The organism is Lutibacter profundi (assembly GCF_001543325.1).
GTDB classification, from domain to species: Bacteria; Bacteroidota; Bacteroidia; order Flavobacteriales; family Flavobacteriaceae; genus Lutibacter; species Lutibacter profundi.
This window is the reverse complement of the sequence record NZ_CP013355.1, coordinates 2,469,590-2,487,022: the sequence shown is the minus strand read 5'-3', so window position 1 is coordinate 2,487,022 and position 17,433 is coordinate 2,469,590. Positions and strand designations below refer to the sequence as shown.

Below are 17,433 nucleotides of genomic sequence, written 5' to 3'. Positions count from 1 at the left end.
TTTGATTGTCACTTCTACTCCGCTCAGTAACCGTAATTTTTACACAATTTCATTTAATATTTTAATATACAAGTCTATTCCTTCTTCAATTTCATATAAATATATAAATTCATCAGCCGTATGAGAACGTAAACTTTGCCCTGGTCCTAATTTTAAAGATGGACAACTTAACACCGCTTGATCTGAAAGTGTAGGTGAGCCATACGTTTCTCTTCCTAATTTAATTCCGGCTTCAACAATTGGATGATTTTTTGGTATTGAAGAAGAATTTAACCGTAAAGATCTTGCAGTAACTTTAGATTTTACATTTGATTGTATAATCTCTAACACTTCTTTATTACTGTACATATCCGTTACTCTAACATCAACCACATAGTTACAATTAGCTGGAATTACATTGTGTTGATGTCCAGCTTCAATTTGTGTAACCGTCATTTTAACCTTTCCTAATGTTTCAGAAACCTTTGGAAAATTAAAATTTTGAACCCAATGTATATCTTCAATCGCATTGTAAATTGCATTATCTCCAATTCCATGCGCCGCATGACCTGAAGTTCCTTTAGCCTCGCAATCTAATACTAACAACCCTTTTTCGGCAATGGCTAAATTCATTAATGTAGGTTCGCCAATAATTGCAAAATCTATTTCAGGAATTATTGACAACATACTATTTAAACCATTCGAACCCGAATTTTCTTCTTCAGCTGAAGCCACAATAACAAAATTATAACTCAAATCATCTCTCTCATAATAATAGGTGAAAGTTGCCAATAACGACACCAAACTTCCACCAGCATCATTGCTTCCTAAGCCATACAATTTCCCATCCGTCACTTCTGGATTTAATGGGTTTTTCGTGTAGTTTTTATTTGGTTTTACCGTATCATGATGTGAGTTTAATAAAATGGTTTTTTTTGAAGTATCAAAATACTTGTTTTTTGCCCAAACATTGTGTTTGTTACTTTCAAACTTTATATTATGACTAGAAAACCATTGCATTATTAACAATGCTGTTTCATTTTCTTCTCCTGAAAATGACTGCTTTGAAATTAAATTCTTCAACAATTCAATGGCTTCTTTTGTTAGTTGATTTATCATTATTTGTTTATTAATTACCTTCTAATTAAAATATTAACTCTCGTCTTCCTGAACTTGGTTCAGGGTTTCACCATATTAAAAACGTTATCAGTACTATTTCCCAATTTTTAAGACACAATTAAATTATTTCTTCATTGTATTCGATGCTAAAACAATACTCCGACTGCGATTAGTATGACACTTACGGCATAACAACTCTTTACAAACTTAATGTTGTATATAAATTTGATTCGTTTTTTACCAATGAAGCATCTCCCATTTTTACTTTCTGAACCCCTTTTTCTAAAGCATTAAAACAGTTATGGAGCTTTGGAAGCATTCCTTCTGAGATAACACCTTCTTTAATTAATTGCTTATATTTTTCTAAATTAATATGTTTTATTACTGAATTTTTATCCTCAATACTTTCTAAAACACCTTTCAATTCAAAAATATAATTTAAACGCACATTAAATAGTTTACTCATTGCCACAGCAATTTCTGAAGCAATAGTATCGGCATTTGTATTTAATAATTGTCCGTTTTTATCATGGGTAATAGCGCAAAACACCGGCGTTACATTATTTTGTAATAACACATTTATAAATTCTGAATTCACTTCATCAACATCACCCGCAAAACCATAATCAATGTCTTTTACAGTTCTTTTGTGCGCTAAAATACAATTAGCATCAACACCCGATAATCCCATTGCATTACAATTATTTTTTTGAAGTTGTGCTGTTATTTTTTTATTCAACAAACCTGCATATACCATAGTTACAACATCTAAATTAGCGGCATCGGTAATTCTTCTCCCATTTATCATTTTAGGTTTTAAACCCATTAGTGATGCCAATTCAGTAGCTTTCTTCCCTCCTCCGTGAACTAATATTTTATAACCTTTAAGTGCTGAAAAATCTTTTAAAAAAGACGTTAATGCACCCTCGTCATTAATGATATTGCCTCCAATTTTAACGATATTTAGTTTACTTTTCATTATCACCTTTTTTAAATAACCTTATTTAGAATAAAATTTTCTTCAACTTACTCTTCGACTGCGCTCAGCAACCTATTTTCTCCAATATTTTCTTCAACACAATTTGTGCTGCATACGTTCTATTATTGGCCTGTTCAATCACCAATGAGTTTTCTGAATCTATCACCTCATCAGTAACTACCACATTTCTTCTTACAGGCAAACAATGCATAAATTTGCCATTGTTTGTTAGTTTCATTTTAGCCTCTGTAATCATCCAATCAGCATCTTTTTTTATAACCTGACCATAATCTTTGTAGGAACTCCAATTTTTTACATATACAAAATCTGCATTCTCAAATGCTTTTTCCTGATTATATTCTACCCTTGAATTCTTCGTTATTTCTGAATTTAATTCATAGCCTTCAGGATGCGTAATTACAAAATCGGCTTCTTGCAATTGCATCATTTCTACAAATGAATTTGCAACTGCATGGGGCAATGCTTTTGGATGTGGAGCCCAAGACAACACCACTTTAGGTTTTTTTGTTGTTTTAAATTCTTCCATAGTAATAGCATCAGCCAACGCTTGTAACGGGTGTTTTGTTGCGCTTTCCATATTTACAACTGGAATCCCTGCATATTTTATAAAACTATTAATCACCATTTCAGCATTGTCCTTTTCTTTATCTGTTAGCGATGCAAAAGCCCTAATCGCTACAATATCACAATATTGTGCAATAACTTTAGCCGCTTCTTTAATGTGCTCAGATTTATTTTCATTCATTACAACCCCATCTTCAAACTCTAACTGCCAACCTTCATTTCCAAAATTCATTACAATAGTGTGCATTCCCAAATTTTGAGCGGCTTTTTGTGTGCTTAATCGTGTACGCAAACTATTGTTAAAAAATAATAAACAAATTGTTTTTCCTTCTCCAAGTGTTTTAGACTGTAATTCATTTTTCTTTAAGTCAATAGCATCTTGCACCGTATTCTGCAAATTATTTAAGTCGCTAATATTTACGTAATTCTTCATTTTATTGTATTGTTATTTTTGTAAAGTTTGCGTTGTTTTTAATAGCATCTAATATAAAATTATCGTTTAAACCATTCACAATCCACGTTTCAATCATTGCTTCTTGAGCAATTTCTGCAGCATTAATTTTTGAAAACATTCCTCCAGTTCCGTGCGAAGAAATAGATTTTTCAACTTCTTTTTTAAGTGAATTAATATTTGTTGAATTGTTTATTGTTTCTACCTTATTTTCTGCTATAGATTTTTTGGTGTAAACACCATTGGTGTTTGTAGCTATAATAAATAAATCGGCACCTAATAATACCGCTGTTAAGGCTGCCAATTTATCATTATCACCAAATTTTATTTCATCAGTTGCTACGGTATCATTTTCGTTGATAATTGGAATATAACTGTTTTTAACTAACACGTTAATGGTGTTTACTATGTTCTTTTTAGATTGTTCTTTTTCAAAATCTGAATACGACAATAAACATTGTGATGTTAACAATCCTAATTCTCTAAAATTTTCCTGAAAAATTCTCATTAAATGTGGTTGACCAATAGATGCTAAAGCTTGTTTAACGTTAATTTCTTTCCCGTTACTCTCTAAATTTACAAACTGTTTAGCCGCAGCTATTGCACCCGAACTAACAATTACAAACTCATAATCGTCTTTTAAAAATGCTATTTGCTGTGCAATATCTTCAATTTTACCTCTAGAGATATTATTTGTTCCTTTAGTAAGCACATTGGTGCCAATTTTTAATACTATTCTTTTTTTATCTGATTTGTCCATCTCCGTATATAAACCATTTATTAGTTACTAAATGTTGTAATCCCATTGGGCCTCTATGGTGCAATTTATCGGTACTTATTGCTAACTCTCCACCTAAACCAAACTCACCGCCATCTGTAAAACGAGTTGAAGCATTTTGATATACAGCAGCACAATCTGTTGATTCCATAAATAAATTTGCTGTTTCGTTATTTTTAGTGATAATAACGGCGGAATGTCCACCTCCATATTTGTTGATTTTAGCAATAGCTTCTTCTGAAGAATTTACACTTCCAATTACAATTTTATAATCTAAAAATTCTTCATTCCAAATATCTTCATTTTTATAAGGAGATACATTATCAAAATTTGACAATTTAGCATCACCAAAAATTTCAACTTTAAATTCAATTAATTTTTTAATTAATTTTTTAATAAACAATGCGTTATTTGGTAAGTTTGAATTTATTAATACTTTATCTACTGCATTACAAGCTGATATTTTTGATGTTTTACCATTAATTATCACTTTTAAAGCAAGCTCTAAATCTGCTTCAGTATCAACATAAATAAAATTATTTCCGCGCCCACTTACAATTACAGGGCAAGTAGCGTTTTGCTTTACAAAAGCAATTAGTTTTTCACCGCCACGTGGTACTATTAAATCTACTTTTTGAGTTGGATTTTCTAAAAAAGCCTGTGTTTCCGTTCTATTGTAATTTAAATACTCAACCCATTCAGTTGAAATATTATTTTTCTTCAATGCTTTATGCCACAACTCAACAATTTTTAAATTTGAATTTATAGACTCTTTCCCTCCTTTTAACAAAATTTTATTTCCCGATTTAAAAGCAATTCCTGTTGCTTCAACAGTAACGTCGGGTCTAGATTCATAAATGATTAAAACGGTACCAAACGGTGCTGATTTATTGGTAATTTTCAATCCGTTTTCATGTATGAAATGGTATAATTCTTTCCCTACCGGATCAACATCAGCTATTAATTGTTGCAATGATAACATCATTCCTTCAATTTTATCATCATCCACTTTTAAACGGTCGTACATGGCCAAATCTGCACCATTGTAATTGTTTACGTCCAATTTGTTTGCATTCAATATTTCTACTTTTTCAGCGGCAATTAATTTTACCATTGAACGTAAAACATCATTTCGCTGTTGTATGGTTAAGGTTTTATTCATGATGCTATTAATTCTTTTAATGCATTTATAAAAGAAGCTATTTGCTCTTTTTTTATGTTTAATGGTGGTAAAATTCTCAGTAAATTTTTATTGTTAGAGCCTCCAGTAAAAATATGTTTATCAAAAATTAATTTTTTCCGTAAGTCTCCAACTTCAAAATCAAATTCAATGCCCAACATTAAGCCTTTTCCTTTCACTTTTTTAACTTTTGAAACCAATTTAATTTCTTCTAAAAAGTATTTGTAAACTTCATTTACATTAGCAATTAAGTTTTCTTCTTCAATACTATTTAACACTGAAATTGCAGCTGCACAAGCTAAGTGATTTCCGCCAAAAGTAGTTCCCAACATTCCATGTTTAGCTTTGTATTTATTAGAAATTAACACAGCTCCAATTGGAAATCCGTTAGCCATTCCTTTTGCTGTGGTGATAATATCAGGCTGAATATGATGGTGTTGAAACGCAAAAAATTGTCCACTTCTTCCGTAACCAGATTGAATTTCATCTAAAATTAACAATGCCTCTTTTTCCTGACAAATTTCTTGAAGTTGTTGAAAGAATTCTGTTGTTCCTTCATCTAAACCACCAACCCCTTGAATCCCTTCAATAATTACTGCTGCTACATCTCCTTTCATAAGCTCTTGAATTAGCAATTCAATATTGTTTAAAGGTAAAAAAGTAACTTCTTGCTGTAAATTTATAGGCGCATTAATTTTCATATTATCTGTAACTGCAACTGCTGCTGAGGTTCTTCCGTGAAAAGAATTTGTAAAAGAAATAATTCTACTTTTCCCAGTTATAAACGAAGCTAATTTCAACGCATTTTCATTGGCTTCAGCACCAGAATTACATAAAAACAATTGATAATCTTCGCAACCTGATAATTTCCCTAATTTTTGAGCCAACTCAACTTGTAACGGGTTTTGAATTGAATTGGAATAAAACCCAATTTTACTTAATTGATCAGACAATGCCTTCACATATTTAGGATGTGTATGCCCAATAGAAATTACGCCATGGCCTCCATATAAATCTAAATATTTTGTATTATTTTCATCCCAAACATAAGCACCCTCAGCTTTTACAGGAGTAACACTATACAACGGATAAACATCAAATAATTCCATACATTATTTTTTAAATCTGATTAATTTTTTCAAAAGAAGTTACCAACCCCTTAATTATTGAAGAGCTTAACCCTTGATGTTCCATCTCGTTTAAACCTTCAATTGTACAACCACTTGGCGTAGTTACTTTATCAATTTCCTGCTCTGGATGATTTCCAGACTGTGATAATAAACTTGCCGCTCCTAAACAGGTTTGCATAGCTAACTCTTGTGCTTCATTTGCATGAAACCCTAGTTGAACCGCGCCCTGGGCTGTAGCACGAATTAAACGCATCCAAAAAGCAATACCACTTGCGCAAATTACAGTAGCAGACTGCATTAATCTTTCTTCAATACACATTGTTGTACCTAATGAGTTAAAAATAATTTTAGCCAATTCAATATTTTCTCCTCCTCTTTTATTTGAACTTAGACATGTCATAGATTGTCCTACTGAAATTGCTGTATTGGGCATACTCCTAATAATCGCAGTTTCACTTCCTAAAATCGATTCAATTTCATTAATTTTTCTTCCTGTTGCTACTGATATAATAGTATGTGTTTGTGCATTTATTACTCCTTTAACTTCTTCCAAAATACTTTGTAATTGATTTGGTTGAACTGCCAAAATAATTACATCAGAATTTTTTACAGCTTTTTTATTGTCAGTAGAAATTTTAACATTTGGCAATTTCCCTAAAGAGTTTAATGCTATTATATTTCTTTTTGTTAAATACAAATTCCTAACTTTAAAACTTTTTTGAGCTAAAACACCTATTGCGATTGAATATCCCAAATTTCCTGTTCCTATAATTGCTATTTTCATGTTTTTTATTTTAAAATGATGTTGCTTTTAATTGTAGCCCTTCAGTTTCATTAAAGCCATACAATAAATTCATGTTTTGAATTGCCTGCCCTGAAGCTCCTTTTAACAAATTATCTAGTACCGAAGTAATTAATAATGTATTGTTGTGTTTTTCTAAATGAATAAAGCAGTTATTTGTATTTACAACTTGCTTTAAATGTACTGGTATTTTTGTAATATGCGTAAATGGAGATTCTTTATAAAAGTCTTCATATATTTGAAAAGCAATATCAATATTTTTATCAAAATTTAAGTAAATAGAAGCAAAAATTCCTCTACTAAAATTCCCTCTATTTGGAATAAAAAATAGTTCTTCAGAGAAACCTTTTTGTAACATTGACAAACTCTCATTAATTTCATCTAAATGTTGATGCGTAAATGCTTTATACACTGAAAAATTATTATCTCTCCAACTAAAATGAGTAGTTGCACTTGGTGAAACTCCTGCTCCTGTTGAACCTGTTGTTGCATTAATATGTACCGAACTTTTTATTAGATTATGCTGAACCAATGGTAATAAAGCCAATTGAATTGCAGTAGCAAAACAACCTGGGTTTGCAATGTTTTTAGCTGATTTTATTGCTTCTTTTTTTAATTCAGGCAAACCATATACAAATTCTTTTTCTTGAAAAACGGCATCGTCTTCTAATCTAAAGTCGTTACTTAAATCTATAATTTTAGTAGTTGAAGAAAATTGATGCTGTTCTAAAAACTTTTTAGAATTTCCGTGTCCCAAACACAAAAACAATACATCAATTTCTGAATTTATAATATCTGTGAATTTCAAATCTAACGAACCTAGTAAATCCTGATGTACATTGTAAATATAATTCCCTGCATTTGAAGTACTGTACACAAAATCTAATTCAACTTTTGAATGGTGCACCAACAATCTTATTAACTCTCCAGCAGTATAACCTGCGCCACCAACTATTCCTACTTTAATCATAATTCTGAATTTACGCTGTGATAAATTTTATTTGGAGTTCCTAAAATTTTAATAAAGCCTTTTGCATCATCTGCAGTCCACGCTTTATTCGTTTCTCCATATTCTCCAAATTTAGATTTCATTAAATCGTGTTTAGATTCAATTCCGTTTAAAGTAAAATGATACGGTTTTAAGGTTACAAATACTGTTCCTGTAACTGTTTTCTGTGAATTTACTAAAAAGGCTTCCAAATCTCTCATTGCAGGTTCAAAATATTGACCATCATGTAGTAACATACCATAAGTACTACCCATATTTTCCTTTAAATTTTGTTGCCATTTAGATAGTACGTGTTTTTCTAATAAATGATGAGCTTTAATAATTACTGTTGCTGCAGCCGCTTCAAAACCTACTCTTCCTTTAATACCAACAATGGTATCCCCAACATGAATATCTCTACCAATTGCATATTTTGATGCAATAGCTTCTAGCTTTAAAATAGTATTTACCGGCGAGTCAAATTCATCGTTTAATCCAATTAATTCTCCATTTTTAAAATGAAGTTTCACATCAGTAGGTGTTGTTTTTTCTAATTGACTTGGATAAGCTTCTTCAGGCAAAGCCTGATGAGAGGTCAATGTCTCTACACCTCCAATACTTGTTCCCCAAATTCCTTTATTAATAGAGTATTTTGCTTTAGACCATGGATAATCTACACCATGTTTTTGTAAATAGTGAATTTCTTCTTGTCGGGAAAGTTTTAAATCTCTAATTGGGGTTATAATTTCAATTTCTGGAGCCAATGTTTGAAAAATCATATCAAATCGTACTTGGTCATTTCCTGCACCTGTGCTACCGTGTGCAATATATTTTGCATCAATTTTTTTTGCATATTCTACCACTTCAATAGCTTGAAAAACCCGTTCAGCACTTACAGAAAGTGGATAGGTATTATTTTTTAATACATTTCCATACACCATAAATTTTATAGCTTTTTCATAATAAATATCTAAAATATTTTTATTTGTATGTGAAGCAACTCCCATATTGTACGCTTTTGCTTCAACAACTTTAAGTTCTTCTTCTGAAAAACCCCCAGTATTTACCAAAACACTATGAACTTCAAGGTTTAATTCGTGTTGTAAATATTTAACGCAATAGGAAGTATCCAAACCTCCGCTATATGCTACTACTACTTTTTCCATGATATTGTTTTTTATTCTTTTTTAGAAATAATGCTTGTTTAATTTTTTTTAATCTGCTTAATACTTTTGAATTATAAGGATGCTTCTTTTCATTTTTTTTATGAATTGGATTGTACAGCATTCCTGTACATAAACACATTTTTTTATCTGTTCTCATTAAAACATCATAATTACCGCATGTTTTACAGCCATTCCAAAAAGCTTCATCTCTAGTTAATTCAGAAAAAGTTACTGGCTGATATCCCAATTCATAATTAATTTTTAAAACTGCCAAACCTGTTGTAATCCCAAATATTTTAGCATCTGGGTATTTTTGTTTTGAGTATTCTAAAATTTTCTTTTTAATTTTTTTAGCTAACCCTTGATTTCTAAAATTAGGGTGCACAATAAGTCCTGAGTTTACCACAAACTCTTTGTTATCCCACGTTTCGATATAGCAAAATCCAGCAAAATTGTCTTTATCAATTGCTATTACAGCATTGCTATTTTTAATTCTTTTAATAATATACTCAGGAGTTCTTTCAGCAATACCAGTACCTCTAATTTTAGCAGATTCTTTGATAGTATCACAAATTATCTCTGCATATTTTATATGTGTTTTGTTAGCTATAACAATTTTCATTGTTTACTTTTTTATTTTAAAATTTAAATTTTGATGTTTTATGAAATGGAAAACGGACGCACCGTTTTCTTAGAATAAAGACGCCCACAAGGGACGGTGACGTGAACTGAAATGCCTAGTTATTTTGTTTGAAGTATTTAGAATCAAACTTAAAAGAAATATAATATTAAAAGATAGTTGCAAAATAATTGGTAATAATGAAAAATTAATAAACTGTTTTTTTTTAGGTGAATTAGCGCACGCAGCGATAAACGTCGAAAGAGCGACGGGGATATTTTACAGTTGTATTTAAATTGATTATTTTCATTGGTGCAATGTTACGTAAAAATATTAATACAACAATACTTTTATATTATATTTAACAATCTTCTGGTAAATAGTATTAAATATTAACACATATTACTTACCTAATTATTATTTTGTCAAATCATAAATTGAAATAATTCAGGCTTTTCATTTAAATATTCACCTAAAAATCCTTTTTGCTTCATTCTTTCTACTAAAGGTTCAAAATCATCTTTTGAATCTAATTCAATTCCAACAACTGCTGGCCCTTTATCTCTATTGTGCTTTTTGGTATATTCAAAATAAGCAATATCATCATTTGGTCCCAATACATCTACCACAAATTCCTTTAAAGCGCCTGCACGTTGAGGGAATTTTATGATAAAATAATGTTTTAAACCCTCATAAAATAAGGCGCGCTCTTTTATTTCCTCCATTCGGGTAATATCGTTATTACCTCCACTTACCACACAAACTACTGTTTTCCCTTTTATCTCCTCTTTGTAGTCTTCAAGAGCTGCTATAGATAATGCTCCTGCTGGCTCAACTACCATCGCATTTTCGTTATATACTTTTAAAATGGTTGAACAAATAAGCCCTTCGCAAATGGTATTGGTATCATCCAACAACTCTTTACAAAATTCAAAAGTTAATTCTCCCATTCGCTTTACGGCAGCTCCATCAACAAAATTATCAATTTCTAAAAGTGTTGTATTTTTTTTGTTTTTTAATGACGTAGTTAATGATGGCGCTCCTTTTGGTTCTACACCAACTATTTTAGTTTTTGGACTTAATACATTAAATACAGTTGACATACCAGATGCTAAACCACCTCCGCCAACAGGGAGAAATAAATAATCAATAGAACTAGAGCTTTCATTCAAAATTTCTAGCCCAACTGTTCCCTGTCCTGCTATTACTTCTAAATCATCAAATGGGTGTACAAAAGCTTTTTTATTCGTAGTACAAAACTCAATAGCAGCTTTTTGACTATCGTCGAAACTATCACCAAAAAGTTGAATTTCTATAAATGTACCACCAAACATTTTAACCTGATCAATTTTTTGATGTGGTGTTGTTACAGGCATAAAAATAGTACCGTAAACTTTTAATTTCTGACAAGCATAAGCAACTCCTTGTGCATGATTTCCTGCACTTGCACATACAATTCCATTCTTTAAATCTTCTTTTGTTAAACTCTGAATTTTATTATAAGCACCTCTTATTTTATACGATCTAACTACTTGTAAATCTTCTCTTTTGAAGTAAATTTTTGCTTGGTATCGTTCAGAGAAATTTTTCATAAAAACCAAAGGAGTTTGTTCTACAACTCCTTTGATGTTTTGCTGAGCTTTATATATTTTCTCTAAAGAAATGCTGTTTTTAGTCGTAATTTTCATCAAATATTGTCAATCTATATTAACTAGTTTTTGAATGTAGTTTTAAAAATCATGAGGTTCTTGCCTTACTTCTAATCCATTCAGTAACAAACAGAAATGTCAGCTCATTTTTAATTAAACAATTTTTGTCATTGCTGTCATAGAATCACGAAGATATTCTCCAATATCTTCAACGGGGTGATTTCTTATTGCTGTATTTACTTCAATTAATTCTTTATTATCTACTCCATTATCACAGTTATTAAAAGGTCTTCCTACTAAATTGCTAGGTAAATTACTTACATAATCAGCTATTAAAGGTTTACACGCATGGTCAAATAAGTAACATCCATACTCTGCTGTATCAGAAATCACTCTATTCATTTCAAATAATTTTTTACGTGCAATAGTATTTGCTATTAATGGCGTTTCATGCAAAGATTCATAATAGGCTGATTCTTCAATAATTCCAGATTCAGTCATTGATTCAAAAGCTAGTTCTACACCTGCTTTAACCATAGCAACCATTAATGTCCCTTTATCAAAATATTCTTGTTCTGAAATTTCAACCGCACTTGCTGGTGTTTTTTCAAAAGCAGTTTCACCAGTTGCAGCTCTCCAAGTTAACAAATTCACATCATCATTTGCCCAATCTTCCATCATTGTTTTTGAAAAATGACCTGACATAATATCATCCATATGTTTTTGAAAAAGTGGACGCATAATTTCTTTTAATTCTTCTGAAACTTTAAATGCAGCTACTTTCGCAGGATTGGATAATCTATCCATCATATTGGTAATTCCACCATGTTTTAAAGCTTCTGTTACTGTTTCCCATCCGTATTGAACTAATTTTGAAGCATAACCAGCCTCTACACCTTCATCTATCATTTTATCAAAACATAAAATAGAACCCGTTTGTAACAGTCCGCAAAGAATTGTTTGCTCTCCCATTAAATCTGATTTTACTTCAGCAACAAATGAAGATTCTAAAACTCCTGCAGTATGTCCTCCCGTAGCAACAGCATAAGCTTTGGCATAATCCCAACCTTTACCTTCTGGATCATTTTCAGGATGTACAGCTATTAATGTTGGTACACCAAACCCTCTTTTAAATTCTTCTCTAACCTCTGAACCTGGTGACTTTGGTGCAACCATAATTACGGTGATATCTTTCCGTATTTGCATTCCTTCTTCCACAATATTAAACCCATGAGAATACGATAACGTTGCTCCTTTTTTCATTAAGGGCATTACTGCAGAAACTACTGAGGTATGCTGTTTATCAGGTGTTAAGTTGATTAATAAATCTGCCGAAGGAATCATTTCTTCATAGGTTCCAACTTTAAATTTATTTTCAGAAGCATTTAAAAAAGATTGTCTTTTTTCAGAAATTGCAGCTGGTCTTAATGTATAAGAAACATCTAAACCCGAATCTCTCATATTTAGCCCTTGGTTTAAGCCTTGAGCTCCACAACCAACAATTACTATTTTTTTATCTTTTAAAGCTTTAACACCTTCCTTAAATTCAGAAGAATCCATAAATCTACATTTTCCTAGTTGATCTAATTTTTCTCTTAATGAAAGTGTATTAAAATAATTTGTCATTTCTATATTTTTTATTCTTACTAATTAATTTCTTCTAATAGTTCTGTAATCGCCATTTTAGGTCGCGTAATTGCTATACGCCCCGAACGAACAAACTGTAATAAACCAAATGGTTTTAGTTTTTCATACATTCTATTTATATCTTCTTTTAAACCAGAAGCTTCAATTACAAAATAACGCTCAGTTATTGCAATTATATGTGCTCTTCTAAATTTTAATTTATCTTGAATTTTTTCATCGTATAAATGTGTTGATGCAATTTTAAACAACGCTGTTTCGTGGTATATAATTTCATCTTCAGTATGATAAAAAGCTCTTATAACTTCAATTTGTTTTTCTAACTGACCAACAACTTTTCTTATTAAAGTTTCTGGTACTTCAACCACAAAAGTAAATCTATGTACGTGTTCAATCTCAGATTTTGAAACGGTCATACTTTCAATATTGATATGGCGTTTTAAAAATATTGCTGAAATACGATTTAATATTCCTATATTATTTTCGGTATATACCGAAACTGTAAAATTTTTATTTTCTTCCATAATTAACTTAATCTTATATCTGAAACACTTGCTCCTGTTGGTATCATTGGAAACACATTATCTTCTTGTTCTATCACAACTTCTAAAAAATATGTTTCTTTTGAAGCAATCATTGTTTTAATTGCGTCTGCTAAATCTTCACGTTTCGAAACTCTAACAGCTTCAATATCATAAGCTTCTGCAAGCTTTACAAAATCTGGACTTACCATTTCGGTAGAAGCATAACGCTTGTCAAAAAATAATTCTTGCCATTGACGAACCATTCCTAAATAACTATTATTTAATACTACAATTTTAACAGGTACTTTTGTTTGAAGAATTGTACCTAATTCATTGCAGGTCATTTGATAACCTCCATCACCAATAATTGCCACAACTTCACGATTTGGAACACCCATTTTTGCACCTATTGATGCTGGCAACGCAAATCCCATAGTTCCTAAACCACCTGATGTTACATTACTTCTTGTTTTTATAAAATCCGCATAACGACACGCAAACATTTGATGCTGACCAACGTCTGAAACCATAACAGCATCTCCTTTAGTTTCTTTATTAATTCCACCAATAACTTCACCCATTGTTAATCCCTTTTTAGTAGGGTTTAACTGATTATTAATTACAGCTTCATGTTCAATATTATATAATTTATTAAATTCTTGCATCCATTCTTTATGCTCGGTTTTATTAACATACTGCATAATTTCGGCTAACGATTCTTTAACATCGGCTATAACAGCAATATCCGTTTTTACGTTTTTGTCTATTTCTGCAGGGTCAATATCAAAATGAATCACTTTAGCTTGTTTTGCATAGGTTGCTAAATTTCCAGTAACCCGATCATCAAAACGCATTCCAATGGCAATTAAAACATCACAAGAATTAGTTAGTACATTTGGCGCATAATTACCGTGCATACCAACCATACCAACATTTAAAGGGTGCTTCGTCTCTAAAGCTGAAAGTCCTAAAACTGTTGATGCTGATGGAATATCTGTTTTTTCAATAAAATTTTTAAACTCTTGTTCTGCTCCACCAATAATAACACCTTGTCCCCAAACTATGAAGGGTTTTTTAGCGCTATTAATTAGCGCTGCAGCTTCTTTAACTTGTGCTATATTTAATTTTGGAATAGCCCTATAACTTCTAACTTTTTTACATTTTTTATAGGAAAAATCTAACTCTCCAAATTGAGCATCTTTCGTAATATCAATTAAAACGGGTCCTGGACGACCAGATTTAGCAATGTAAAATGCTTTTGCAATTACTTCTGGTATTTCACTCGCCTTTGTTATTTGATAATTCCATTTTGTTACCGGTGTTGAAATTCCAATAATATCTGTTTCTTGAAAAGCATCTGAACCTAATAAATGTGACCCAACCTGACCTGTAATACAAACCAATGGAGTAGAATCTATTTGAGCATCAGCAATACCCGTTACCAAATTAGTAGCGCCTGGGCCTGAAGTTGCAAAAACCATCCCTACTTTTCCTGTTACGCGTGCAAACCCCTGTGCGGCATGAATAGCTCCTTGTTCATGACGTGTTAATACGTGGTGAAATTGATCTTGATATTTATATATTTCATCATATACTGGCATAATTGCACCACCTGGATAACCATAGGCTAAATTAACACCTTCTTCTAATAAACATTTTATGACTGCCTCTGCTCCTGTTATTTTTATCATCTTTTCAGCTATCCCTTCTTGAATATCTTTTTTTAATGTCTCCATATATTTAAAATTTATCCGTTACACAACCTTCTGAAGCTGAAGAAACGGTTTTAGCATATTTATATAATATTCCTTTTTTATGTTTTAAAGCAGGTGCTTTCCATTCTGCTTTTCTTTTTGCCAATTCTGCATCTGTTAATTTCACGTCAATTGTTTTAGCTGAAGCATCAATTACAATAATGTCTCCATCTTTTACGAGGGCTATAGTGCCTCCAGACTGTGCTTCTGGAGTAATATGTCCAACTACAAAACCATGAGTTCCACCAGAAAAACGACCATCTGTAATTAAAGCAACTGTTTTTCCCAAACCTGCACCCATAATCATAGATGTTGGTTTTAACATTTCTGGCATTCCTGGACCTCCTTTTGGCCCCACATATCTAATTACAATTACATCTCCTTTTGATACTTTTCCTTCTCCAATACCTTTATTGGCTTCTTCTTCACTATTAAAAACCACTGCTTTTCCTTCAAATAAATTTCCTTCTTTTCCACTTATTTTTGCTACTGCACCTTCTGTGGCCAAGTTTCCATAAAGAATTTGAAGATTTCCAGATGCTTTTAAAGCTTTTTCAGTTGGGTGAATTACCTGTTGATCTTCTTCAAAACTTAACGGTTTAACATGTGCTAAATTTTCAGCTAATGTCTTACCAGTAACCGTCATACAGTCTCCATGTAAATAACCTTTTTCTAGTAAATATTTCATCACTGCCGGCGTACCACCAACTCCATGAACATCTTCCATTAAATATTCACCACTTGGTTTTAAGTCGGCTATTAAGGGAGTTCTATCACTTACACACTGAAAATCTTCCAATGTAAAATCAATTTCGGCAGCATGTGCAATAGCTAAATAATGTAATACTGCATTGGTTGAACCTCCTAAGGCATTAACCAAAGCCACCGCATTTTCTAACGATTTTTTAGTGATAATATCTAACGGTTTTAAATCTTGTTCTAATAAGTTTTTAATTGCTGAAGCTATTCTTGAGCTTTCACCTTCTTTATGAGGGTTTTCAGCAGGAATAGATGAATTATATGGTAATGCAAATCCCATAGCCTCAATAGATGATGCCATAGTATTTGCCGTATACATTCCTCCACAGGCTCCTGCTCCCGGAATGGCATTTTTAATAATTTCTTTATATTCTTCTTCTGAAATATTTCCTGCTAATTTTTGACCTAATGCTTCAAATGCAGAAACAATATTTAATTTTCGACCTTTATAACGCCCTGAAGCAATAGTACCTCCATACACCATTAACGAAGGTCTATTTAAACGTAACATTGCTATAATTGCTCCTGGCATATTTTTATCACATCCTACAACAGCTACCAATCCATCATAACTTTGAGCATTCATAACTATTTCAATAGAATCGGCAATAATATCACGAGAAGGCAAAGAGTAATTCATTCCTGAAGTTCCCATTGAAATACCATCACTTACTCCAATGGTATTAAATATTAGCCCTATTTGATTCTCTTTATTAACCTCTTCTTTAATTTGAGAGGCTAAATTATTTAAGTGCATATTACAAGGGTTCCCGTCAAAACCCGTACTTACTATACCCACTTGAGGCTTTTTCATATCTTGTTCTGAAAGCCCCACACCATACAACATTGCTTGTGCTGCTGGCTGTGTAGGGTCTTGCGTTACTCTTTTACTATACTTGTTTAATTGCATTTATTTTAGTTCTTTTTAAATTATTTTAAATTATTTTTAAAACAATCTACTTTTTATTTGTTTTTTTCAATAAAAAGCAAATTTAAATTAGGGATTCGTTTTATGTTTTTTATGTTTTTATATTTTACAATATCCATTGTCGTTTTATTTTACTTATAGTTCTGTTTTCCTGATAGTTATATCTTGTTTTTTTACAATGATTATCCCATAAAAAAACCTGTATCATTTAATGATACAGGTCTTAATTTTTTAATATCAACTTGCATCAAATCACCAGATTTATACCAATGACTTGAATTAAAATAATACTATTTAAATTTGTTGTTTGCATAATCACCTCATAAAAAAAACCTTCCTGAAAATTTCAAGGAAGGTTTTTAATTTTTATAAATTACAATAACATTCCTAGTCTACTAG

General features: G+C 31.5%; 15 protein-coding genes. All 15 read right to left on the bottom strand.

Annotation, left to right across the window (positions count from 1 at the left end):
- Positions 1-39: 39 nt before the first annotated feature.
- Positions 40-1,098, bottom strand: coding sequence for a M20 family metallo-hydrolase (locus Lupro_RS10935; RefSeq protein WP_068210108.1), 1,059 nt, complete (start codon positions 1,096-1,098; stop codon positions 40-42).
- Positions 1,099-1,297: 199 nt separating this feature from the next.
- Entirely contained in the window at positions 1,298-2,077 is a 780-nt protein-coding gene (argB, locus tag Lupro_RS10930; protein ID WP_068210106.1) for an acetylglutamate kinase, read from the bottom strand.
- A gap of 64 nt (positions 2,078-2,141) precedes the next feature.
- Positions 2,142-3,095, bottom strand: a complete 954-nt coding sequence (locus Lupro_RS10925) for an N-acetylornithine carbamoyltransferase (RefSeq protein ID WP_068210103.1) — start codon at positions 3,093-3,095, stop codon at positions 2,142-2,144.
- A 1-nt stretch (position 3,096) separates the two neighbouring features.
- Positions 3,097-3,873: a glutamate 5-kinase gene (gene proB, locus Lupro_RS10920; protein ID WP_068210100.1), complete on the bottom strand. Its 777-nt coding sequence runs from the start codon at positions 3,871-3,873 to the stop codon at positions 3,097-3,099.
- Entirely contained in the window at positions 3,857-5,053 is a 1,197-nt protein-coding gene (locus tag Lupro_RS10915) for a glutamate-5-semialdehyde dehydrogenase (RefSeq protein ID WP_068210096.1), read from the bottom strand. Before Lupro_RS10915 ends, proB begins: the two co-directional genes overlap by 17 nt.
- Positions 5,050-6,180: an aspartate aminotransferase family protein gene (locus tag Lupro_RS10910; protein ID WP_068210093.1), complete on the bottom strand. Its 1,131-nt coding sequence runs from the start codon at positions 6,178-6,180 to the stop codon at positions 5,050-5,052. The genes Lupro_RS10915 and Lupro_RS10910 overlap by 4 nt, the downstream gene beginning before the upstream one ends.
- A 10-nt stretch (positions 6,181-6,190) precedes the next feature.
- Positions 6,191-6,985, bottom strand: coding sequence for a pyrroline-5-carboxylate reductase (gene proC, locus Lupro_RS10905; protein WP_068210089.1), 795 nt, complete (start codon positions 6,983-6,985; stop codon positions 6,191-6,193).
- 10 nt (positions 6,986-6,995) lie between these two features.
- A complete protein-coding gene (gene argC / locus Lupro_RS10900; protein WP_068210086.1) occupies positions 6,996-7,973 on the bottom strand; it encodes an N-acetyl-gamma-glutamyl-phosphate reductase in 978 nt (325 codons plus the stop codon).
- Positions 7,970-9,157 carry an argininosuccinate synthase gene (gene argG, locus Lupro_RS10895; RefSeq protein ID WP_068210082.1) on the bottom strand — a complete coding sequence of 396 codons (1,188 nt, stop codon included), beginning with the start codon at positions 9,155-9,157 and terminating at the stop codon, positions 7,970-7,972. The genes argC and argG overlap by 4 nt, the downstream gene beginning before the upstream one ends.
- Positions 9,132-9,779, bottom strand: coding sequence for a GNAT family N-acetyltransferase (locus Lupro_RS10890; RefSeq protein WP_068210079.1), 648 nt, complete (start codon positions 9,777-9,779; stop codon positions 9,132-9,134). Before Lupro_RS10890 ends, argG begins: the two co-directional genes overlap by 26 nt.
- 422 nt (positions 9,780-10,201) lie before the next feature.
- Positions 10,202-11,464 (bottom strand): threonine ammonia-lyase IlvA, encoded by a 1,263-nt coding sequence (gene ilvA, locus Lupro_RS10885; RefSeq protein ID WP_068210076.1) that lies wholly within the window; start codon positions 11,462-11,464, stop codon positions 10,202-10,204.
- A gap of 114 nt (positions 11,465-11,578) precedes the next feature.
- Positions 11,579-13,051, bottom strand: coding sequence for a ketol-acid reductoisomerase (gene ilvC / locus Lupro_RS10880; protein WP_068210072.1), 1,473 nt, complete (start codon positions 13,049-13,051; stop codon positions 11,579-11,581).
- A 20-nt stretch (positions 13,052-13,071) separates the two neighbouring features.
- Positions 13,072-13,593 (bottom strand): acetolactate synthase small subunit, encoded by a 522-nt coding sequence (gene ilvN, locus Lupro_RS10875; protein ID WP_068210069.1) that lies wholly within the window; start codon positions 13,591-13,593, stop codon positions 13,072-13,074.
- Positions 13,594-13,595: 2 nt separating this feature from the next.
- Entirely contained in the window at positions 13,596-15,329 is a 1,734-nt protein-coding gene (gene ilvB, locus Lupro_RS10870) for a biosynthetic-type acetolactate synthase large subunit (RefSeq protein ID WP_082703902.1), read from the bottom strand.
- Positions 15,330-15,333: 4 nt separating this feature from the next.
- Positions 15,334-17,016, bottom strand: a complete 1,683-nt coding sequence (gene ilvD / locus Lupro_RS10865; RefSeq protein ID WP_068210066.1) for a dihydroxy-acid dehydratase — start codon at positions 17,014-17,016, stop codon at positions 15,334-15,336.
- Positions 17,017-17,433 lie beyond the last annotated feature (417 nt).

Coding starts and splice junctions, on each gene's coding strand:
- Lupro_RS10935 (WP_068210108.1), bottom strand. CDS start 1,098: ATGATAAATCAACTAACAAAAGAAGCCATTGAATTGTTGAAGAATTTA.
- argB (WP_068210106.1), bottom strand. CDS start 2,077: ATGAAAAGTAAACTAAATATCGTTAAAATTGGAGGCAATATCATTAAT.
- Lupro_RS10925 (WP_068210103.1), bottom strand. CDS start 3,095: ATGAAGAATTACGTAAATATTAGCGACTTAAATAATTTGCAGAATACG.
- proB (WP_068210100.1), bottom strand. CDS start 3,873: ATGGACAAATCAGATAAAAAAAGAATAGTATTAAAAATTGGCACCAAT.
- Lupro_RS10915 (WP_068210096.1), bottom strand. CDS start 5,053: ATGAATAAAACCTTAACCATACAACAGCGAAATGATGTTTTACGTTCA.
- Lupro_RS10910 (WP_068210093.1), bottom strand. CDS start 6,180: ATGGAATTATTTGATGTTTATCCGTTGTATAGTGTTACTCCTGTAAAA.
- proC (WP_068210089.1), bottom strand. CDS start 6,985: ATGAAAATAGCAATTATAGGAACAGGAAATTTGGGATATTCAATCGCA.
- argC (WP_068210086.1), bottom strand. CDS start 7,973: ATGATTAAAGTAGGAATAGTTGGTGGCGCAGGTTATACTGCTGGAGAG.
- argG (WP_068210082.1), bottom strand. CDS start 9,157: ATGGAAAAAGTAGTAGTAGCATATAGCGGAGGTTTGGATACTTCCTAT.
- Lupro_RS10890 (WP_068210079.1), bottom strand. CDS start 9,779: ATGAAAATTGTTATAGCTAACAAAACACATATAAAATATGCAGAGATA.
- ilvA (WP_068210076.1), bottom strand. CDS start 11,464: ATGAAAATTACGACTAAAAACAGCATTTCTTTAGAGAAAATATATAAA.
- ilvC (WP_068210072.1), bottom strand. CDS start 13,051: ATGACAAATTATTTTAATACACTTTCATTAAGAGAAAAATTAGATCAA.
- ilvN (WP_068210069.1), bottom strand. CDS start 13,593: ATGGAAGAAAATAAAAATTTTACAGTTTCGGTATATACCGAAAATAAT.
- ilvB (WP_082703902.1), bottom strand. CDS start 15,329: ATGGAGACATTAAAAAAAGATATTCAAGAAGGGATAGCTGAAAAGATG.
- ilvD (WP_068210066.1), bottom strand. CDS start 17,016: ATGCAATTAAACAAGTATAGTAAAAGAGTAACGCAAGACCCTACACAG.